We start from the raw sequence: 6,236 nt of genomic DNA, 5'->3' as shown, positions 1-6,236 counted from the left end.
TGATAAGATTTGGCACCGACCTACTCTCCCACATTTTACTGCAGTACCATCGGCTCTGGCGGGCTTAACTTCTCTGTTCGGAATGGGAAGAGGTGGACACCGCCGATATAGGCACCTGAATATTTTAAAGTTATTAGTGATCGGTGGATTAGTGATTAGTGCCTTGCAGCTACTAATTAACTAATCTCTGATTAACTAATTAACTTAAACATAATTGAAAGAAGTATTTGATCAGAGAAAACAACAGCTTTGTTTTTGCAGTGATTAGAGATTGGAGGTTAGAGATCAGGACATGCCTGATCTCTATTCACTATTCTCTAATCACCTTAATTACCTGCTATGAGAAAGCTTCGGGCTATTAGTATCACTTGGCTATGATGTCACCACCTTTATACCTATGACCTATCAACGTAGTAGTCTGCTACGACCCTCAATGGAAGTCTCATCTTGTGGCTAGTTTCGCACTTAGATGCTTTCAGCGCTTATCTATTCCCAACGTAGCTACTCTGCAATACAGCTGGCGCCATAACAGATTCACCAGAGGTTAGTCCAACCCGGTCCTCTCGTACTAAGGTCAGCCCCACTCAAACTTCCAACGCCCACAACAGATAGGGACCGAACTGTCTCGCGACGTTCTGAACCCAGCTCGCGTGCCACTTTAATGAGCGAACAGCTCAACCCTTGGGACCTTCTCCAGCCCCAGGATGTGACGAGCCGACATCGAGGTGCCAAACCTCCCCGTCGATATGAGCTCTTGGGGGAGATCAGCCTGTTATCCCCAGCGTACCTTTTATCCTTTGAGCGATGGCCCTTCCATGCAGAACCACCGGATCACTATATCCGTCTTTCGACCCTGCTCGGCTTGTCTGCCTCACAGTCAAGCAAGCTTATGCTATTGCACTCCGCGTACGGTTACCAAGCGTACTGAGCTTACCTTTGAAAGCCTCCGTTACCTTTTTGGAGGCGACCACCCCAGTCAAACTACCCGCCAAACAATGTCCCCCTAATCATAAGGGTTAGACACCAAATACAGAAAGGGTGGTATTTCAACGTTGACTAACCGACTCCTAGCGAAGCCGGATCACAGTCTCCCACCTATCCTACACATCCTGTATCCGATATCAATGTTAAGTTGTAGTGAAGGTGCATGGGGTCTTTCCGTCCCGTTGCGGGTAACCGGCGTCTTCACCGATACCACAATTTCACCGAGCTCATGGCTGAGACAGCGCCCAGATCGTTACACCATTCGTGCAGGTCGGAACTTACCCGACAAGGAATTTCGCTACCTTAGGACCGTTATAGTTACGGCCGCCGTTTACCGGGGCTTCGATTCAATGCTTCGCCTTGCGACTAACATCCCCTCTTAACCTTCCGGCACCGGGCAGGTGTCAGGCCTTATACCTCATCTTTCGATTTTGCAAAGCCATGTGTTTTTGTTAAACAGTCGCCTGGGCCTTTTCACTGCGGCTGACATTGCTGCCAGCGCCCCTTCTCCCGAAGTTACAGGGCCATTTTGCCGAGTTCCTTAGCCATGATTCACTCGAGCACCTTAGGATTCTCTCCTCGACTACCTGTGTCGGTTTACGGTACGGGTTTTTATAACCTGAAGCTTAGCGGGTTTTCTTGGAAGTCTGATTACCTGAACTATCCCATCCCCCGAAGGTTCCGAGTACTATCAGCTTTCAGCAAGACTCACGGACTTACCAATGAATCCTATACCTACGGCCTTTAACGAACTATTCCGTCAGTTCGCGTCAGTGTCACTACTCCGTCACCGCATCGCAGTTATAAAAAGTACTGGAATATTAACCAGTTGTCCATCGGCTGCGCCTTTCGGCTTCACCTTAGGCCCCGACTAACCCTGATCCGATTAGCGTTGATCAGGAAACCTTAGTCTTTCGGTGGGCGGGTTTCTCTCCCGCCTTATCGTTACTTATGCCTACATTTGCTTTTCTATTCCCTCCACCGTAGCTTGTCGCCTTCGGCTTCACCGCAAATAGAATGCTCCCCTACCAGATGCATTACTGCAAATCCATAGCTTCGGTATACTGCTTATGCCCGTTTATTATCCATGCCCGATCGCTCGACTAGTGAGCTGTTACGCACTCTTTAAATGAATGGCTGCTTCCAAGCCAACATCCTAGCTGTCTGTGCAATCGGACCTCGTTAGTTCAACTTAGCAGTAATTTGGGGACCTTAGCTGATGGTCTGGGTTCTTTCCCTCTCGGCCATGGACCTTAGCACCCATAGCCTCACTCCAGCGTATATTATAAAGCATTCGGAGTTTATCTGGATTTGGTAGGATTTGACTCCCCCGCACCCAATTAGTAGCTCTACCTCTTTATAACTTAACCGCCAGGCTGTTCCTAAAAACATTTCGGGGAGTACGAGCTATTTCCCAGTTTGATTAGCCTTTCACCCCTACCCACAGATCATCCGGAAACTTTTCAACGTTTATCGGTTCGGTCCTCCAGTACCTGTTACGGCACCTTCAACCTGTCCATGGGTAGATCACAAGGTTTCGCGTCTACCCCCACTGACTGCACGCCCTATTCAGACTCGCTTTCGCTTCGGCTTCATGTCTTAAACATTTAACCTTGCCAGTGAGGAGTAACTCGTAGGCTCATTATGCAAAAGGCACGCCGTCACAGATCAAGTCTGCTCCGACCGCTTGTAAGTACACGGTTTCAGGTTCTATTTCACTCCCCTGTTCGGGGTTCTTTTCACCTTTCCCTCACGGTACTAGTTCACTATCGGTCTCTCAGTAGTATTTAGCCTTACCGGATGGTGCCGGCAGATTCCCACAAGGCGTCTCCGACCTCGCGGTACTCAGGATACCACTATGCTATTATTCCTTACCCGTACGCAGCTCTCATGCTCTATGGCCGGGTTTCCCACCCCGTTCCGGTTCAGTTTAATATCCAATATCGTGGTCCTACAACCCCGGTTATGCCGTAACATAACCGGTTTGGGCTCTTTCCCTTTCGCTCGCCACTACTCAGGAAATCATTATTATTTTCTCTTCCTCTGCTTACTTAGATGTTTCAGTTCAGCAGGTTAGCGCTATTGCAACTATTCTTCAAATAGTTAGGTTTCCCCATTCGGAAATCCGCGGATTAATTCATATTTGCTAATCCCCGCGGCTTATCGCAGCTTATCACGTCCTTCATCGCCTCTGAGAGCCAAGGCATCCCCCGTGTACCCTTTCTTACTTTCTTCTATACATGCCACGCTTTTGCTCGCGGCCGTATGCTTTTTGATCAGATTGCCGTTCTTCTTCAGTTCTTCATGAGTTTCTGGTTGGATTTCCTGCCGAAGCTATCCATCTTTTCCTTCCTCTCTTCGTTACTGAGTCCAAAGCCAACAATCGTCTCTACTGTTGTTTTCTCTTTTTCAATTACTTCTTCCAATATGTCAAAGAACTTTTCTAAGTCTCCAGCCTTAAGTTCCAAGTCTCCAGTCTTACGACTTTGGACTACAGACTTAAGACTTTCCGTCTTAAATGTGGAGAATAACGGATTCGAACCGTTGACCCCCTGCGTGCAAGGCAGGTGCTCTAGCCAGCTGAGCTAATCCCCCAAGGTGATGTTGATCAGTGATTAGTTAATCAGTGATTAGTCCTCCTAATCGCTAATACCTAATCGCTATTCACCCGCAGCTTCGCTGCGTCGTAGTCCCGAGCAGATTTGAACTGCTGACCCCTACATTATCAGTGTAGTGCTCTAACCAAACTGAGCTACGGGACTGTTTTAAGTTAGCAGTCTTGAGTCATTGGTCATTAGTCATTGGGTCATTGGGTCATTAAGTCATTGTGACTTAAGACTTCAGACTCCCGACTTCAGACTTTCGACTGCTACTGCCAATTTAAGTCCCTGCCTCATGCGGCCGGCACCCTGATGGCTTCATCTTTCCTGGGTTTCCATTGTTAGTTAATTAGTGAGCGGTTAATTAGTGAGTAGTCTTTTATAACTAATCTCTGTTCACTGATCTCTAATCACTATTATAATATAAGAGAAAAAAAATAAACATGGGCAAAGCAGTACTGTCATTTATTCCTGTAGACTTCAGTGGATTTGCTCCAGAAAGGAGGTATTCCAGCCGCACCTTCCGGTACGGCTACCTTGTTACGACTTAGCCCCAGTTACCGACTTTACCCTAGGACGCTCCTTGCGGTTACGCACTTCAGGCACTTCCAGCTTCCATGGCTTGACGGGCGGTGTGTACAAGGCCCGGGAACGTATTCACCGCAGCATTGCTGATCTGCGATTACTAGCGAATCCAACTTCACGGGGTCGAGTTGCAGACCCCGATCCGAACTGTGAACGGCTTTTAGAGATTGGCATCCTGTTGCCAGGTAGCAGCCCTCTGTACCGTCCATTGTAGCACGTGTGTAGCCCCGGACGTAAGGGCCATGATGACTTGACGTCGTCCCCTCCTTCCTCTCTACTTGCGTAGGCAGTCTGTTTAGAGTCCCCACCATTATGTGCTGGCAACTAAACATAGGGGTTGCGCTCGTTGCGGGACTTAACCCAACACCTCACGGCACGAGCTGACGACAGCCATGCAGCACCTAGTTTCGTGTCCCGAAGGACTGTGGCGTCTCTGCCACATTCACTAACTTTCAAGCCCGGGTAAGGTTCCTCGCGTATCATCGAATTAAACCACATGCTCCTCCGCTTGTGCGGGCCCCCGTCAATTCCTTTGAGTTTCACCCTTGCGGGCGTACTCCCCAGGTGGAATACTTAACGCTTTCGCTTAGACGCTGACCGTATATCGCCAACATCGAGTATTCATCGTTTAGGGCGTGGACTACCAGGGTATCTAATCCTGTTTGATCCCCACGCTTTCGTGCCTCAGTGTCAATAAAACCATAGTAAGCTGCCTTCGCAATCGGTGTTCTGTGACATATCTATGCATTTCACCGCTACTTGTCACATTCCGCCTACCTCTAGTTCATTCAAGCTCTTCAGTATCAAAGGCACTGCGATAGTTAAGCTACCGTCTTTCACCCCTGACTTAAAAAGCCACCTACGCACCCTTTAAACCCAATAAATCCGGATAACGCTTGGATCCTCCGTATTACCGCGGCTGCTGGCACGGAGTTAGCCGATCCTTATTCTTACCGTACATTCAGCTTGATACACGTATCAAGGTTTATTCCGGTACAAAAGCAGTTTACAACCCGTAGGGCCGTCTTCCTGCACGCGGCATGGCTGGTTCAGGCTTCCGCCCATTGACCAATATTCCTTACTGCTGCCTCCCGTAGGAGTCTGGTCCGTGTCTCAGTACCAGTGTGGGGGGCCATCCTCTCAGATCCCCTAAACATCGTAGCCTTGGTAGGCCGTTACCCTACCAACTAGCTAATGTTCCGCATGCCCATCTTTGTCCTATAAATATTTGATTACTTTGTGATGCCACATTGTAATGTTATGCGGTCTTAATCTCTCTTTCGAGAGGCTATCCCCCTGACAAAGGTAGGTTACATACGTGTTACGCACCCGTGCGCCACTCTCAAAGGAAGCAAGCTCCCTTATCCCGTCCGACTTGCATGTATTAGGCCTGCCGCTAGCGTTCATCCTGAGCCAGGATCAAACTCTCCATTGTAAAATGTTTTGTTTGTATCCAGACCCTATTACTCAAAATAGAAATCTGTATTAATGAGTGATTAGTTAATTGGAGATTAAAGATTAGTTACCTAATCTCTGATCACTGTTCTCTAATCACTACTTTGTATCTTTATACAAATCCCAAAGCTTCAAGTTTATTTGACAGATACTTTTCAAGTGCCAAGTCTTAAGCCTTAAGTCCATAGTCCGGAGACTCTTGACTTTCAACTGAAGACTTCCGACTTAAAAAGCCCGCTTTGCTTCATGATTTATTTTTTTTCTCTTTATGTTTTGAAGAACTTTTTCGCTTTCCCGTCACGGTACCGGCTTTATGTTTCGTGCATCATTGCGATGCTAAACTTTCTTTGTTAATGATGGCCGCTTTCGCTGGCCTTACCGCTTATCCATCTTAGTATTTGATGACGGCTTTCTCTTTTCAATTCCGCCTCCCGTTGCGGTCGGCTTTCCCCTTTTCTTTTCCGAAGTTTCCTTCCTTCGTTTCGGGAGTGCAAAGGTAAGAACCTTTTTTGTTTTCCCAAATTTTATTTTTTATTTTTTTGGGATGCTCCGTTTCGCCCTTTTCTCCTGCCCTTGCGGGTTTTTCTTTCGGCGTTTGCGGGCTGCAAAGGT

The 6,236-nt window shown here is 47.7% G+C and carries 2 protein-coding genes, 2 tRNA genes and 3 rRNA genes; all 7 read right to left on the bottom strand.

All coding sequences use genetic code 11. From position 1 onward, the window contains the following. Window positions 1–7: 7 nt before the first annotated feature. A 5S ribosomal RNA gene (gene rrf, locus AC07M6_RS24440) occupies window positions 8–119 on the bottom strand. Window positions 120–339: 220 nt separating this feature from the next. Beyond that, window positions 340–3,218: ribosomal RNA gene (locus AC07M6_RS24435) — 23S ribosomal RNA — on the bottom strand. Window positions 3,219–3,278: 60 nt separating this feature from the next. Continuing rightward, a complete protein-coding gene (locus tag AC07M6_RS24430) occupies window positions 3,279–3,452 on the bottom strand; it encodes a hypothetical protein (protein ID WP_494894091.1) in 174 nt (57 codons plus the stop codon). Between the two features lie 53 nt (window positions 3,453–3,505). Continuing rightward, window positions 3,506–3,579: transfer RNA gene (locus AC07M6_RS24425), tRNA-Ala, on the bottom strand. A 92-nt stretch (window positions 3,580–3,671) separates the two neighbouring features. After that, window positions 3,672–3,746 (bottom strand) — tRNA-Ile (locus tag AC07M6_RS24420). A gap of 336 nt (window positions 3,747–4,082) precedes the next feature. Then, a 16S ribosomal RNA gene (locus AC07M6_RS24415) occupies window positions 4,083–5,604 on the bottom strand. The 16S, 23S and 5S rRNA genes sit together here with 2 tRNA genes alongside, the layout of an rRNA operon. Before the next feature lie 438 nt (window positions 5,605–6,042). Then, a partial coding sequence (locus AC07M6_RS24410; RefSeq protein ID WP_494894089.1) for a hypothetical protein occupies window positions 6,043–6,236 on the bottom strand: 194 nt, incomplete at its 5' end.

The organism is Mucilaginibacter sp. GW821-FHT07H05 (assembly GCF_059418485.1).
Note: the sequence above shows the minus strand (reverse complement) of the source record. Positions and strands in the feature narration are given on the sequence as shown.